We start from the raw sequence: 15884 nt of genomic DNA on the forward strand, positions 1-15884 counted from the left end.
GCTACTCCCTTAGTGATAAAGCTGTGTTACGCTACGCTCCGATGAAGCTCATATCAAGACTAGTCGCTGGTTTCTGCCTATTTCTCTTCGCATGTGACGAAGAAAATGGCCCCCAGCCCATTGCCTTTCCACAAGACCCACCAGATCTCGGCTTTTCGGATGCCGGAACCCCCGACGAAGTCGCGCGTCTCTGTCAGCCTGGCTCTCGCCGATGTGTCGACGAAACTAGCCCGTTCTACGAAGTCTGTGGTCCAAATGGCGCCTATTTCGATCTCGAAGCTTGCGAACCTGGCCAGATCTGCCGCGATCGGCGATGTGTAGACTTTGCCTGTCGGGCGTCTGAATCGATTTGTCTCGGTACGCGCTCGGTCGCAACATGTGCCGCGGACGGCCGCTCGTACGAAAACGAGAGCGAGTGTCCAAACGACTCGGTTTGCCGCGCCGGAACGTGTGTGGATCTCTGCGCCAACGCCGAAAACGAAGGCTCGTATATCGGCTGCGAATACACCGCAACCCGGCTCTTCAACCTCAGCGAAGAAGACTACGCGTTCGCCATCGTGGTCGGTAACCCCAACCGATTCCTGCCTCTCAGCGTCTCACTATCTTCAGCTAATCAAGAAATCTTGCTCGCCCAAGGTACGCCCAAGACCTCAGAGATTATCGACGAATCCGGGGCAACTCTACCCATCGAATCCGTCGAAAACGTGGTCGTTCCGCCGCGAAACATGGCCGTCTTCGTGCTCGATATCCGCAACAATACACCGATCAAGATCAAGTCAACTCGGCCTGTCATCGCAGCGCAGTTCAACCCCTATTGCTGCAACCAGAACTACAGCAACGACGCGTCATTACTCTTCCCAGACTACACACTTGGAACGCGCTACCGACTCACGAATTACCCGGCATTTGGCGAGCTACCTCCGGAAGCCATCGTGATCGCCCAAGACTCAGACACGACCCTAAGCTGGCGCGACTTGGGAAACACCTACTCTCAGAGCATTGATGCCAATGCCTCATTCACCATCCGTTCCGTCACCCCGGATATCTCAGGGATTGAGTTGAACAGCTCGCACCCCATCAGCGTATTCTCGTCTCATCCTTGTACCTTTATCCCTGACCAACTCTGGGCATGTGACCACCTGGAATCCCAACTCTTGCCCGCCGATTCTCTCGGGTCTCAATACATTCTCTCGCCGATGAGAATTCGAAGTGACGACCCCGAAGACACCACGGAAGGTATCTACTGGTGGCTGACAGCTGACGAAGACGTACAGGTAAGTTTCGATCCTCCGCTCTCAAGCCTGGACGTTCGGACGTCCTCCTCCACACAAAGGCGACTCTGCCGCGTACGCGGCGGCTCCCTCACACTCGAGGCTGGCGAAAGCTGTGAAATTGGACTCTATGAGCCCACCTCGCTCTCGGCGAGCGGTAGGCTAAGCGTAGCGGGCTTTTTGTCTGGCCAAGAGAGCACGGGCAAACAGTTTTTTGGCACGCAAGCCGGAGATCCGGCCATGTTCCTTCTCCCCCCAATCGATCGCTTAAGGACTGACTATTCCTTCATCTCTCCGCCTACTTACGCGGTGAATTACATCACTGTTGCTGCGCCCGCGAACGCGGTGTTTCTGCTCGATGGAGAACAACTAAAGCCTGAGTCAATGCTTCAAACTCAGTCCGTTCAGGTGAACTCCCAGCGCTGGAAAATCTTTACGGTCCGCATTAGCGCAGGCGTTCATCGCATCGAATCAGCGCAGCCTTTCCAACTCTTGGTCTACGCTTATGACGACTACGTCAGCTACGCCTACGTCGGCGGATTAGACCTGGGACCAAAACAATAATCGGCAAGAGTGCACCTCCGGCCCCTCCCTCACAGCCACATCCGCTATCCGCCAAGACAGGAACATCAACGGACATATCGGCATCCGGAAAACCCAAGTCTGGCTCGGTACTAAAACCCAAATCCTCAACGTCCACGTTTGTGCTACCACCACCCAGAATCTGAAATCTGACCGGCGCCCCACTCACCACTTCGGTCTCGTCCACAACGACACGACCACGCACGCACCAAGTTCCGGCCTCTAAGCGATCTGCCTCGATCGCCCCTTCGAGCCTCAACGAAGCCCCCGGATAGAACACCGTCTCCCCTAGCGAGGTCACGTCTTGAGGAAACTCCATACCTTCGGTGCAATTCCCCAAACCGAGCTCAAGATATGCCGCCGAAGCCCCGACCGGGAGACTCCCACGGTTCACCACATTCACACCGATCTCGATGAGATCTCCCGCCGAATAGACCATCTCGCTTGCGCTCAGCCCGGTGAGGAGCAGATCCTCGGGCACACCTTCACCCAATTCAATGCCGGAGCTATACCCGGGGGTTCCTGTACCGCCGTGGCCCGCAAATCGATCCACGGCAGCGGGAGCTCGTTCAAGCGGGCCAGATACCCCAACGACCTCTCGGCTCTCTGCGTCCATCCAATAGACCCGGTGGTTGGTGTTTGGATTCACCCATTCGCCGGGCTCGAACATCGTAAACGCGATGTAGCCGTTCGGAGTGGTGATCAGCGACCCAAGCTCGCCTCCTAGAAGAGTGATATCTTGGCGCCACTCAAGCTCCAAGGCTGGACTAAAACTGAGGATCTCCCCTGCCGCGCCAACGATGAGTCCGCCATCCGTTCGCCCTACGAGATCCCTGATATCAGCCAGATTCTCTGCGACAACCAGTTCCGAAGGTCCATCCGGGTGAGTCCTGTTGGCGAGCTGCCGATGTGAAGCACCTGAAATGCCAAAGAGATCTACGGTGCTGAGGCTTGCGCTTGGGTAGTTCGTCGCCACCGCAATCTCACCGGTCGGCAACAAAACGGCGTCCTCAACCTCGCCGAACGTTCCACTTGGCAAGGTCAACGAGCGATACCAACTGTTCTGATTGCTCCCGAGCTCGCGGATCAGAACCACATTCGAGAAGGAATCCGAAAAGAGCACTCTCGAAACAGCGCCCTCAGAATCAAATCCCGCCACTGAGGCCGAGGTCACGCGTCGATATCGCTGGCTCGGGTCGAGCGTAAACGCTCGCGCGCCGTCGTTCCAAATCGAAAAACCCTCGCCGTTGGATTGCGCCAGAAGCACACCTTCGCCCGTCACCTTCAGGTCGAGCGAGGCGATGAGCGTTCCTGACGTGGTGGACACGTCCCCGAGATCTGAGACCCGTGTTCCGTCAAAGTCCAAGACGCGCGTGCTCTCGACGCCGCCGTAGAATAGAACACGCACGGCATCCACGCCTTGCGCATACGATGTCCCAAGGAATCCGAAGCAAATCAGGGAGAAGAAAAGGGTTTGGTGAAATACTCTCAACGCTTTTCCTTGAACCTGTTTTGGATGGAAGCTCCGAGCTCGGACTCGTCTTTTCGCGCGCGCTTGAGCGTGAGTTCATCGGTTGCTTCCACCCACACCTCGGGCTTCTCGCTTCGATTGAGTCGCTGGTATTCCGATGTGACGTTCAATGCAATTCCTCGACTAAACACGATGATACGCGCGATGACTCGGCGACGAAGTTCTGAATTTACCTGCTCAAAATCGCTCGCGTTGACGAGATATTCCCGAGAACTCAGCTTGGTTTCAAGTCCGCGTGCCTCGAACTCTTCAACTACCGCGTCAAAGAGCAAATCGGCTTCACTCGGGGCCTGACTCTGAGTCTCGTTTCGCTTCTGAACTTCTTCAGCCGTGCTGCCACAACCACTACCCCACAAGAGGGTGGTTGCGATTATGAAGACAAACCAATAATGTACTCTCACGATAACACTCAACGTGGACGACACCTTAACTTAACTGAGGATAACACGTGATTCGAATAATAATCTTCCTGCTCGCTACATCACTCGTCGCGTGCGGAGGTCCCGAGAAGACAGCCGAAAACGAGACGCCGGTCAAGACAAACGGCATGGTCGCTCAGGAACTCTTTGTTCAGGGCAATCAGGCGCTTGATGCGGGCGACTACGATAACGCCATCAAAATCTATCAAGACGCCGCAGAACGCCATCCAGAACGCTGGGATATCCCTATGAATCTGGCCATCGCGTATTCGCGCACGGCCAAGTTTAAGGAAGCCCTCGGCGCAATTGAGGTAGCGTTTCAGAACGGTGGAAAAGAACACCATCAGGTCTATTTCAACCTCGGCAATATCTACCAGGAACGCGGGATGTACGGCCAAGCGGTCGACGCCTACCGTGCTGCCCTCGCGCTTCAGCCTAAGCCCGAGATCGACACACTCGTCAATCTGGGCGCCTCGTACCTCTTCATCTTCAAGTACGACGAGGCTCGCGCAACCTACGACTATATCAACGAACTCTTCCCAGACGATCCAAGAGCCATGCACGGCATTGGTTTGATCTACCAAACACAGAGCAACTACCCAGAAGCTCTCGAGTTCTACGAGAACGCGCACCGAATCGATTCAAACTTCTCAATGTCGTATTTCAATAAAGCATGGGTCCTCGCGCAACTTGAACGCTACGACGAAGCCGTACAATCGATGCAAACCTACCTTGATCGCGATCCTGAGGGTCCGTACGTCAAAAGAGCCAAGAATTTGATAAATTCTTGGAAGAGCAAATCTGCGTCAAAATCTTGACACCATGCGGGTTTCAGCGCCGTTGACCACCAACGTCCTACAAAAAAAGAAAAAAATCCCTTGACCATGCACTCTCGAAGGTCTTTAGTTTAAGACACGAGAAAAAAATTGCATGTCCACGGGGATGGAAAGCAATGGTGTTGTGCTTGTAATTGTTAGGAACTCGGGAGGAGTAGTATGCACAGGGGATCAGTAAAATGGTTTAATAACGCGAAAGGCTTTGGATTCATCACCAAAGGCGACGTGGAAGAAGACATCTTCGTCCACTACAGCCAAATCGCTGGTGATGGCTTTAAGACCCTTCGACAAGGCGAAAACGTTGTCTTCGAGCTATGTGCTGGTGACAAAGGACTTCACGCAGAAAACGTGGTCCGGGAAGAAGAGAGCGACTAACGCGCTCAGACGTTGATTTCAACGCGCATCAGTTCGCTTCCGAAGTACACGTAGTCTCCATGCTGGAGACGCTCTTCGTTGGACACGCGGATGAAGGTTCCGTTACGAGAATCGTGGTCTTGAACCACAACTTGGCCGTCCTTCCACGTGAGTCTGACATGCTTTCGCGAGGCGTGTCGGTCGTCAGGGAAGTTCATATCGCACCCCTCTCGACCAACTAGAACGTCGTTGTTCACAGAACAGAATGACGCGCCAGGCTTTCCTCCACGCACGATCTGCGTGACTCGGAACATATAATCTTTAGGAGGGCTGATATACATCAGAGTCTCCTCTCTCATCGGATATTCCGCCTTCAAATTCAGGTACTCGATCCGAAGGAGCTGCTCACCCACCAAGATCTCCTGCCCGTCGGCGACTGCTCGCGGACCACGAAGTCTTAGGAATGTCCCGTTGTGGCTGCCCTCGTCCTTCAGATAGAGAACGTTGTCGCGGTACAAGAAGCTCGCGTGGCGCGGACTCAAGTAGTTATCCTCTGGAAAGAGAATGGCGCCTTGCTTTCGGCCCGCAACGTGTTCGGTAGCATTGAGATGGTAGCTCAGGCCCTCAAGGCCTTCACCGCGTATCAAGATCAACTTGGCGCGACCTGGAGCCTGCATAGCCCCAAAGAACATCGTCTCGTTGGCTGCGCCCGATCCTTCATCAAAATAACGAGCCCCACAACGACCACAATAGTGATGACCATCTGGAACTACAGCTCCGCACTCTGTACACACACGCGCATTTGGCATGAATTTACCCTTTTGAACTAGATAACGACCCGAAGAGTACGACCGATTGACCTGCTGATCAAGAACCGTTCACCCGTCTTTGAGTCAATTTGCAGCCGCTCGCACTCGATAGTCCGGATGTTGCCGATGGCGCGCGACCAATTCCATGGCCTCAGACGAGGCAATTTTTTTCAACGCCTCAATACACGCCACCTTCATTGCGATAGGCTCGCTCAAGAGAAGCTCCCTCAGCGCCCCTACTGAAGACGTGGATTTTAGCTCTCCAAGACCCCAAACGGACGCTTCTCGTACCGAAGAAAACTTATCCTTGAGTCCGTTCAAGAGCGCGCGCTCAGCTGCGGGATTACCTCCCGGCCCAGCCAGGATACCCATCGACTTGGCAGTCTGAACACGTACTTCCCACGACGAATCGCTCATCAACTTGGCCAACTCATCCACGTGCTCGCGCCCGCCAACTTTCGAGAGCGCAAACACCGCTTGTGTACGTACGGCCGAATTTTCATGCTTCAAGCTTGAAGTCACAAATCCCAGATTTTCCTTATCACCAAGACCGTGAATCAGCTGCAAGACCGCGAGGCGTTCCGAGTCATTCAAGGTCTCTAGACCTTGCAGCTCACGCAGAGATGCACGGGCAATCGACTTCCAGAGGTCCAAATCCCCTTCAGGCACACTTGGAATCACCTGGCCCAGTCGAGGTCTTCCACTGGAATCCACAAGATCCGCCACGACCTCGTGCCCTCGCCCAGCTCGCACCACGTCTACGGCTACCTGTGCGATCGTATCTGCGTGTTCGCCCAGCAACTTTGAAGGATCACCGCGCTTGATAAGCTCGGCCTCCACCCGAAGGTGTCTCAGAAGACCCTCAACATCGATTTTGCGTTCACGGACCTGAATCAGCCTTGTCTCGGAACGCATTTCCTCCAGCCGTTCTTCTGAATTCTGATCGACGCTTCCCCACTGCCCTAGTGCAACAGCCGCCCTTCTACGGGTCGTCATGTCGTCACCCCAAAGCTGCTCAAAGAGTGCAGCCACTGCTGCTTCATTGGCCACACGGGAAAGTCCCCATGCAGCCACGGTGCTCGTCTCGGAGTTGCCCTCTTCCAAGGACTTCTTTAGGGCGTCCACAGCCAGTGGGTTTCCAGAGCGCGCGAGCCCCCAGACCACAGCTACACCCATGTATTCCCCAAAACGCCTCTCACCCAAGGTCTCGTAGAAACTCGCGAGCTCTCGAACAGCCTTGTCACCGCCAATCCTCCCGAGCCCCAACGCTGCCAGCGTTTGTTCTCGCCAACTTTGCCCGCCCTTTAGGACATCCACAAGTGTGCTCACAGCCTTCTCGCCGCCCACACCGCCTAGCGCCCAAATCCCAAGCTCCCTGAGGTTTGGATCGGTGTCCGAAACCAACCGAATCAAAGGCTGCACTGCTCTCGGCTCGCCAAGATGCGCCACCGAAATAGCTGCCTCGACGCGCAAATTCTCTGCGGGATTATCCACCAAATTAGCTAGCGCAACCGCTGCATTCTTTTGACGCAAATCCGCCAGGAGTCTAATCGCTGCGGCACGCACACCAAGGTCAGAAGCTTGAAGCGAATCCACCAAAACAGGCAAAGCACGCGTGCCGATCTCCTTGATTTTACGCGTCGCTTCAGCCTTGTTGCTCGCAACACCAAATTGGTCTTGGGTCACCAGTGGAAGCGTCAATCGGTCATAAACCTCGACCATCACTCGCCGATAAACCTGCTTTGGCGGGCTTCGATACACCAGAGGATAAAACTCGGCCTCCACTTCCTCGAGCCTGTCGTCCGCTTCGGCTAAAGACACTGCGCGGCGCGCAGCGTCCAAGATCAGGTTTTCGTCCTCAGCCTTCTGAACCAAGTCCCTCAAGTACTTCTCGGCCTCTGGAAGCTGCCCCAATTCGATCAAAATCGTGGCCAGCTTCATCTGGATTTCATAGGCCCTTGGGTCTAAGTCCACCGCCTGCCTGTATTGAACTGCAGCGCTCTCTTTGTTGCCCATCTTCATGTACACATCGCCAAGACGGGCCTGCGCCATCGCATCATCAGGGTTCAGCTGAACTGCGAGGGTCGCGTAGTGGACAGCCTGGTCGTCTTGATAGAGACGCAAGGATACTTCCGCAATACGGTGAAAGTAGTCTTTGGAGCGCGCCGGCATGAGCTCGGCGAGCCGCTGGAGCGTTGCAATCGCTTTCTCGAGCTCTCCGGTTTGCTGATAGAGTTTGTCCAAAGAAACCAGCGCGTCGATCTCCACCTCTTGTGACTTCTCGCCGGCATCGCCACGCTTGGCAATCGCCGCCAACTCTTCATAAATGGTCTCGGCGTCTGAATACGCCATCAGCCGAATATGGGACTCTGCTAAGAAGAACCCAGCCTGGATGTCCCGCGGGCGAGACTCAAAAGCCTGTTGGAACTCCCGCATCTTTCCTCGGAGGCGGTTCGTTCTGCGATAGATATTGATGATCCGGCTTCGCGCCTCATTCGAGGTCAAGGCGTGGTCGGCGTTATCGAGAACATACGTCCACGTGTCGATGGACTTCTGCCACTGCCGTGCGTGCTCGTAGGCAAGGGCCAAACCGCGACGCACCCCTAAGTCTTCCGGCGAAATCTCCACCGCTTTTTCGTAGTGAGTAAGGCCGCGCTCGACCATGCCATGCTCGGCGAGCACTTGTCCAAGCTTCGCGTGAGCCTCGGCCGCAGTGAGGTTGGAGTTGAGCAGTTTGGTCCACGTCTCGACCGCCTTATCCAGCTCACCACTCTGATAATAGAACTCGCCCAGCCCCAGAATAAACGCGTCATTCTTCGGCTCGAGCTTCACCAGTTTTTGATAGATGCGAAGCGCCTCATCCCTCATTTCAAAACGCATATAGGCGTCCGCGAGGTTCATATGCACATCCAAGTCACGCGAGTACCGGCGCTCAATGCTCTTGAGCAGGCTCGTAGCCTCGTCTCGACGCGCCGACCGCATGTAGACGCGCACCAGGTCAAACTCGTAGCGCGACTGTCCGCGCGAGACCCTAATCAAGTCTTTATACGCCTTGATCACCTCAGCCTCTTGGCCGCGTCGCTCCAAAATCCGAATCACCTTCAAGCGTGCATCTGCGCTACGGGAGTTTAGCCTCGACGCTCTGCGGAACATGCCCAGAGCCTCTTCCTCCATCCCCAACTCTTCATAAAGCTCAGCGAGCTCCATCGACTGGTCATAATTGGGGTTTCGCCACTGGTTCTCGTACTCCTCAACTAGCTCAGAGAGCCTGTTAGTCTTTCGGTAGACGCCGACAATTCTCAATCGAAGCTCTTTGTGCAGCCAATTCGACGAAGACACCAAACGCATGGCGCTCCGATACGTCTCAAGCGCGTCGTTGTCGCGCCCCATCATCTCGTAGAGCTCACCCATATCGCGCATCGTGGTGGCTTTGGTCTTCGCGTCGCGCCCGGCGAGCTTCACAAGCTCTTCGTACTGCTCGAGCGCCTTATCGTAGCGTTTGTAGCGCACGAGAATCTGTGCGTACTCCATCCGCAAGTACTCGTTCCGAGGCTCCATTTGAACCAGCTGATCGTAGTACTGCTGGGCCTTTTCCCAGTCGCGCCGGTGGAAGGCCAAATCTGAGAGTTTACGCAAGATTTCTTGTCGTTTGGTCCGGTCAGTCTCGAGCTCCAGCGCCTTCTCAAAGTCCACGGATGCATCGTCCTCGTGCTGCAGCATGAGGTGCGCCGTTCCTCGACTCATCCACGCCAGGGAGGAGTCTGGACTGAGCTCAACCGCCTTATCATATTGCTCAAGCGCGCTTGTATACTCGCTCTTTGCCTTGAAAAGGTGCCCGAGTATGAGCCGGAAATTGACCTTATCGGGATTATCCTCAACCTTCTTTTCATACTGGGAAATAAGGTTATCCAGGCCCTTTCCCTTGCCCACGTAATCGAGCAATTTCTGAAAAGCAAAGCCTTCGGTCGGCGTGCGCTCAAGCAGTTGCTGATAGCGCCGAACGATCTCTTGCGTGCGGTCCGACTGCACATCCCAGTCCTGAGCATGCGCAAAATCACCAGCCATAACACTCAAAAAAAGTGCAAAACCGAAGGCGTATATTCTCTTCATCTCTTTTCCTTATCGAGACTCAGGTAGTCCATGATTTCTCTCTCGAGCCCTTGAGCTTCGTCCAAACTATTCGCCTGAGCAAGGGCCTCGCGCTCACCGTTGGTCCACTCGATCTCAAGCATCCGCTCATTGCAACGAACCCTGGCCAAATCCTCAAGCGGAAAGGTCACGCTCTTTAGGGCGGTTCCAATCGACCTCGATTCCCAGACCAAACTCTTTTGGCCCTTGTCGAAGATCCACATATCTTCCCTACCAAACCGCGCGATCGCGCTAAGAATTCCGAAAAGTCCTCCGAGAATAAGCGCGCTCAAAACTTGGAGTTTCCAGTCGACTGGATTCGGCCCCAGAAACGATGCCAGAAAGAAGAGCAGAGAAAGACCGCCCACGCCGCCTCCAACCAAAAGCCCGCGCTGAAGTCCCTCGCGCACTCGGCTCGCACGCGTCGGCTTCATCAGGAGGACGCCGGATTGACGCTCCAATTCCCAATTCATGCTTCGAACTCCTGATCACCGCTACGATAGCGCACCACGTAGAGATCTTTTCTTCGGTCGAATACGGTCCGCACGGCACCCGTTCGTTTTGTGCGCCGCAAAAGATCGAGGTCCAAGTCGTGGACCAACATCGTCTCCACGTTCGGAGTCGCCTCGGCCGCCACACCGTCCCTAGCAAACGCGATATCAGAAGGCGTCAAAATCGCCGATTGTGCGTAGTGAATGTCCGAACCATCGACCTCGGGAAGGTTGCCAACGGCACCACTCAAGATCACGTACACATGATTTTCAATCGCGCGAGCCTGCGCGCAAGAGCGCACCCTTAGATACCCGGACCGAATATCGGTGTTAAACGGCACAAAGAAGAGATTCGCCCCTTTGGCCATCGCGATACGGGAAAGCTCCGGGAACTCGATATCGTAGCAAATCAGGATCGCGATTTTTCCACAGTCGGTATCGAACACCTCGACGTCATCGCCAGGTGAAATCCCCCACCATTGCGCCTCTGACGGCGTCACGTGAACCTTGTATTGCTTGGAAATCGTACCATTTCGGTGAAAGAGATAGGCGATATTGTAAAGTCGCTCTCCTTCCACGCAGAGGTGCGTCCCAGCAATAATGTTCACGTTGTAGCGAATCGCGGACTTCTGAAAAAACGCAATGTATTCATCCGTATACTCGTTGAGCCGTCTGGCCACTTTACCCGGCGATTCCGAGGGCACCAAGGACATCAACTGGTTTGTGATGAGTTCTGGGAAAATCACAAAGTCCGACCGGTAGTCCGACGCGGTATCCAAAAAGAATCGGCATTGTTGGGCAAAATCCTCAAAACTATCCAACGCCCTCATCTGGTACTGAACCGACGCCACACGCACACGGCTCGGAAGCTCATCGTCGATAGGGACGTACTCAGGATTGAGCCACTCCATCAACACACCAAAACCTTTGGACTCATCGTCCTTAGGCAAGTAGCCGCTCAAGACACGCTTCGCCGTGAATTTATTCGAGCGCTGAGCATTGAGCACCGGATCGTCGATCTCCGAGCGAAACACTCGCCGAACGTACTCTGGAGCTTTGAGCTTATCGGCCCAGAGGTGATAATTCGGCAGGCGCCCAACGATTAGAATTCGCTGCAAATTGAGCTCTTTGACCAAGTCCTTTCGCGCGTCGTAAATACGCCTGGCGAGCCGCATCCCACGGCATTCAGGGTCAACGGCGATATCGATCCCGTAGAGAGAGTCGCCCGTTGGATCATGCGTTGAGAGCATGCCCTTTCCAGTCACCTGATCGTAAGTGTGGTCGCCGATATAATCTTCTTCGTGCACGATCAGACTGCTCGAAGTCGCAACGAGACGACCGTCGAGTTCGATACCGATTTGCCCCTCAGGAAAAATCCGAAGATGGCTCTCCAGCTCGTGTCTAAGCCATGGAACCATACCGGGAAAACACCGGTGATGCAGGTCTTGGATCTCATCCAAGTCCTCTAAACTTAGTGGCCTAATCAATAATCGTGCGCTCGAATCCTGTGATGACATAACTCTCCGTAGACTTCGTCTTGTTGGTGCACCTTCTAGCACAAATCCGTATTGTCGGTTATCACTTCTGCCGATGGACCTACGAAGAAAAAACCGAGCTCATATCCCGTGGAGAATTGTTCTCTGGTCACTGGTCTTAACGGTCTTTGTGCTCGACATCTTGAACGACACGCCATTGCACGCAAGTGTCGAATTTCCCGCCGAAACTCCAGTGGAGCTCACACGCGACGTCGCGTCAGACGTGCTTTTGGTACTCGACTACGATGCGATTCGCGCGAGCGGTGATTCATTTTCCCAGCGCGACTTCAGTGCCGCCTGGATCAACACCTTCGAACAAGAACTTGGCCCGGTTCGAATCGCCACGCCCAAGACGCTGACTCGAAAATCGATCGAAGAATCGTCCGTGGTGGTGCTCACCTCCAGCGTCTCTAAGTCCGTGCCCGATGCTCTTATCTCCATTCTTAGAGAGAACTTGCTAGACGACAGGCTGCTGGTGGTTGTGGAGCGCCCCGAAGGCCTGCTCAGGGAACGGTTTTCGGCCGATGGAAAGGTCGGCAAACAAATGGGGCAGACCTTCACCTTCGTCCGGGATCTCCAGGACCCATTCAAACAAGAACTCTTGCAAATGCCCGTGGATATCGAATTCATCGGCTCCACCAGCGCACGTGAAGGCGCACAAACATGGCTCTCCATTGACGGAGCTCCGGCCATCTACGAAACCCCTATCGGCAAAGGCAAAGTCATCACGTTGGAGTTCGATTTCGGCGAGCTCATGGTGGCCACGCAACAAGGTCAGCCAAAGGACGACTTCTCCATCGCACGACCGGAACCCCGAACTTGGGACCTCATTCGAGACCCTCGACTCAAACAAAATGCGATCCCCTTCGCGGACCTCCTCGAGCGCTACGTCGTTCACACGGTCATCGGCTCAAACCGAGTGCTTCCCTTCTACTGGCCGTTTCCGGCTGGCAAAGACGGTGCACTAGTCGCCGTCCATACCGATAGCGAACTAGGCAACGGTGCCGCATGGATGCTTCGCCACGAGGCCGAGAACAAGCGCGCCTCCACCCTCCTGAGCACCTCTGACAACCTCATCGATGCAGACACCGCGCAGTCCGTAGACCAATTGGGTGGCGACCTCGGCCTGCTCTGGCGCCTGCAATCTACACCTCACGAGATCTTGGACCGATTTGGCCTCGGGTCCATCAAACCTTTCGCAAAAGCCGTCGTCCTCGAAACTCAACTGGAGAACTTGAGGAAAAAGGCCAGCGGCCCCGTTAACACCTCCATGATTTATGATAACTGGTGGACCACGGATTGGGAGACACCACTCAGCGCGCTCGCTTCAAAGGGCGTTCGCGTCGACCTCTCCTACTCACAAGATCAACAAAGTGGGTTTGCTTTCGGCACAGGGCTCCCGTTCTTAGCCCTCGATAGAACCGGACTACCTCTCTCGATTCGCGAGTTCCCAGTAACCTTTCCGCACGGCTACAGAGCTGGCCCGAACGAAGAAAAGCTGCTCCAAAACAGCAAGAATGGGCACCATCAAGCTCTCGTACACGTCAGCGCTCCGGTCGCTTTCGCGGACTTCCCCGACATCCAGAAGTTCAACGCCTGGCTTGAGCTCACAGAGCTCGCCGAATCCTTCGACCACGCCTACCTGAGCGTCAACCAATTCGACGCGTTCCAACGTGCCCGAAGGTCAGGCACCATCAACTCTGCACGAAGTGAACGCGAGCAAGAGTTAGTCATCGAACTCACAGTTGAGGCAAAAAGACGAGACCTAGAGCTCGGAATCCCTGAAGTCGTCGACTCCAAAGTATTCAAGCTCGCGCGCCCCAAAGGCAGTGAAAGCTTCGGAAGTACAGAGTTTGAAACTCGAGTCGTCAACTACTCCGGCAAAACCGTCCGACTCATCCCGCTGAACTCCGGATTCACCACTATCGAGGTAGTTTGGCAATGAGGATTCGTCGAAACTCCAGCGTCCTCCACGCATTGCGGTGGGACTTGCTCATTGCGGTCGTTATCCTCGGTGTGTGGTGGTTCTTCTCGGCCTTCGAAGAACCCACGCTCAGGCCGGCAACGAGCCCCGAGTCGTATGGAAGTCGCCCACCCGACCGGGCCGAAGGAGATATCCTACTCCTGCTTCCAGATACCCCGTCAGCTGCCGCGAATTCCATCGATGAGCTCGACTGCTCTTACGCGTGGTTCAACGCACTCTGGCGCGAGTTCGGCTCGTTCTCAACGGCCATGACGCGCGACCTTAGCCCGGAAGTTCTGGCGGGAAGGCAAGTCGTCATTCTCCCAGCACGTGTGGTGCGCTCCATGCCGCCGGCTGGCGTTCAACTCCTCTCCGATTTTGCCAACGAAGGCGGCCAGGTCGTGCTGGAGATGCCGAACGAAAACTGGTCGCTGATCTCCGGTGTACTCTCCGATAAGAAGGTGAGTCGAGCACAACAGATCACATCGGTGGACGGACTCAACGTCCACGGCACGCTCAGAAACGAACTCACCGGCATCCCATTGAGGGGAAACCTGATTCAAGCTCCTCCGCTTGAACCCTACCCGACCGGCCCCGTGCTCCTCGAGGTGGACTCACAGCCAGGATGGCTCCAGCTGCCCACCGGCAAGGGCCAAGTGCATACCTTTCTCTTCAATGTCGGTTGTTCGTTGACCGCGCTGCAGCAAGGCACGCCCGCCAAAGACATGAGCTTCGTGCCGGGCGACGAGCCGATTAAGTCGAGCCAGCGCGCAAACTCCGCCCTACTTAAGGCACGCGCCCCGCTGGCCGATCTTCTGGTCCGCAGCATCTTTGAGCGTCTTCGCCATTTCCGCCCCATCCCCCGACTCTGGCTTTTTCCAGGCGCCTCATCGGGGGCCATGATGATGACGCATTCTGCGAGCCGTGACCCAAGAGCCGCGTTTGCATTCGCAGAATCCGCCAAGAACGCCGGGGGCACGGCGACCATCTTCGCGGCGAGCGACCGCTTCACCAAAGTTCATGCGGAGCTCGCCGAGAAGCTCAACGTCGAGATCGGCTTGCACTGGATTCAGGGATTCACACGCCCGCCAGTGGTCGATCCCGTGGGGCTCGGGGCCGTTCGCCCAATCGAAGAAGAACTCAATATCGACCAACAATTTATGCGCCTCAATCTGAACCTCCCAGCAGAAAGGGCGCTGCGCGTGGTCCGCCTCGAAGACATGCGGGTTCAGAACAATTGGGCAGGCACCTTTAAACAGCTCGCGGCCTCGCGCGTTAGGCTCGATTCGAGCTTTGGCCCCACCGAGCCCGACCAGTGGGGATATATCTTCGGCTCCGGGTTTCCCTACTATCCTCTGGACGAGACGGGGCTGCCTCTCCCACTCCTTGAACAACCTTTTGTGCTGCATTCCGACAACATGTCTCAGACGCGCCTGAACACGTTGCTCAAGGATTCTCAGGCGCTCTATCACCAACCTATCGTCATCAGTCTTCCTTCCAATGCGATGAGGTCAAATCCTTCGGCCGGCATCCTCATGGCCTTTGACCAGGCTTTTGAGCTCGCCAAAAAGCACGACCATTGGGTCACCAATCTCGGCGAGTTCATGGATTTCCTCTCCACCCGCCGTCGCTCAATTCTAACGAGCCGTTGGAACGCCGAGGAACGCACCTTAACCGTGACGCTAAATCTCGTCGGCACCACGTCATCCACCCTCGAAAAGGGTGCGTTTGCGGGACTCGCCGTCCCCCGGACCTTCGAAAACCAAGAGATCATCTCGGTCTTTGTGGATGAAAAAGAAGTCCCGCTCAAAGATGTGGCCACAAACGGAGCAAACACCGACCGCATCATCAGCGTCCCCGGTGGCCGACACACCATCGACGTCATCTACGCCGAGCCCCTACCACCGACTCTTGAGCCCTAATTCGGTGTGGCCTTGACTATTAGCGCGCGAAAGACTCCAATAG

The 15884-nt window shown here is 55.3% G+C and carries 11 protein-coding genes; 5 read left to right on the forward strand and 6 right to left on the reverse strand.

Going from position 1 to position 15884, the window contains the following annotated elements; all coding sequences use genetic code 11:
• Window positions 1-41: 41 nt before the first annotated feature.
• The gene (locus tag FRD01_RS04985) at window positions 42-1835 is read left to right on the forward strand and encodes an IgGFc-binding protein (RefSeq protein ID WP_146958195.1); all 1794 of its coding nucleotides are present in this window, start codon (window positions 42-44) and stop codon (window positions 1833-1835) included.
• Here the strand turns inward: FRD01_RS04985 and FRD01_RS04990 are convergent.
• Entirely contained in the window at window positions 1789-3345 is a 1557-nt protein-coding gene (locus tag FRD01_RS04990; protein ID WP_146958197.1) for a hypothetical protein, read from the reverse strand. The genes FRD01_RS04985 and FRD01_RS04990 overlap by 47 nt on opposite strands.
• On the reverse strand, window positions 3342-3785 hold the full coding sequence (locus tag FRD01_RS04995; protein ID WP_146958199.1) for a hypothetical protein: 444 nt from the start codon (window positions 3783-3785) through the stop codon (window positions 3342-3344). The genes FRD01_RS04990 and FRD01_RS04995 overlap by 4 nt, the downstream gene beginning before the upstream one ends.
• A 47-nt stretch (window positions 3786-3832) precedes the next feature.
• Between FRD01_RS04995 and FRD01_RS05000 the strand changes: the two genes are divergently transcribed.
• Both FRD01_RS05000 and FRD01_RS05005 read left to right on the forward strand, forming a co-directional pair.
• Window positions 3833-4621, forward strand: coding sequence for a tetratricopeptide repeat protein (locus tag FRD01_RS05000; RefSeq protein ID WP_146958201.1), 789 nt, complete (start codon window positions 3833-3835; stop codon window positions 4619-4621).
• Window positions 4622-4798: 177 nt separating this feature from the next.
• The gene (locus FRD01_RS05005; RefSeq protein ID WP_146958203.1) at window positions 4799-5014 is read left to right on the forward strand and encodes a cold-shock protein; all 216 of its coding nucleotides are present in this window, start codon (window positions 4799-4801) and stop codon (window positions 5012-5014) included.
• A gap of 5 nt (window positions 5015-5019) precedes the next feature.
• Here FRD01_RS05005 and FRD01_RS05010 read toward each other — a convergent pair whose 3' ends face one another.
• The 4 genes from FRD01_RS05010 to FRD01_RS05025 all read right to left on the reverse strand — a co-directional run bounded on the left by FRD01_RS05010 (window position 5020) and on the right by FRD01_RS05025 (window position 11938).
• Window positions 5020-5802, reverse strand: a complete 783-nt coding sequence (locus tag FRD01_RS05010) for an FHA domain-containing protein (protein WP_146958205.1) — start codon at window positions 5800-5802, stop codon at window positions 5020-5022.
• 84 nt (window positions 5803-5886) lie between these two features.
• Window positions 5887-9912 carry a HEAT repeat domain-containing protein gene (locus tag FRD01_RS05015; RefSeq protein ID WP_146958207.1) on the reverse strand — a complete coding sequence of 1342 codons (4026 nt, stop codon included), beginning with the start codon at window positions 9910-9912 and terminating at the stop codon, window positions 5887-5889.
• On the reverse strand, window positions 9909-10403 hold the full coding sequence (locus tag FRD01_RS05020; protein ID WP_146958209.1) for a hypothetical protein: 495 nt from the start codon (window positions 10401-10403) through the stop codon (window positions 9909-9911). The genes FRD01_RS05015 and FRD01_RS05020 overlap by 4 nt, the downstream gene beginning before the upstream one ends.
• Window positions 10400-11938 (reverse strand): bifunctional GNAT family N-acetyltransferase/carbon-nitrogen hydrolase family protein, encoded by a 1539-nt coding sequence (locus FRD01_RS05025; protein WP_146958211.1) that lies wholly within the window; start codon window positions 11936-11938, stop codon window positions 10400-10402. The genes FRD01_RS05020 and FRD01_RS05025 overlap by 4 nt, the downstream gene beginning before the upstream one ends.
• 73 nt (window positions 11939-12011) lie before the next feature.
• Here FRD01_RS05025 and FRD01_RS05030 point away from each other — a divergent pair, with 73 nt between their 5' ends.
• Window positions 12012-13901 (forward strand): hypothetical protein, encoded by a 1890-nt coding sequence (locus FRD01_RS05030; protein ID WP_146958213.1) that lies wholly within the window; start codon window positions 12012-12014, stop codon window positions 13899-13901.
• The gene (locus FRD01_RS05035) at window positions 13898-15841 is read left to right on the forward strand and encodes a polysaccharide deacetylase family protein (protein ID WP_146958214.1); all 1944 of its coding nucleotides are present in this window, start codon (window positions 13898-13900) and stop codon (window positions 15839-15841) included. The genes FRD01_RS05030 and FRD01_RS05035 overlap by 4 nt, the downstream gene beginning before the upstream one ends.
• Window positions 15842-15884: the final 43 nt, after the last annotated feature.

The organism is Microvenator marinus (assembly GCF_007993755.1).
In the GTDB taxonomy this organism is placed as follows: Bacteria; Myxococcota_A; Bradymonadia; order Bradymonadales; family Bradymonadaceae; genus Allomicrovenator; species Allomicrovenator marinus.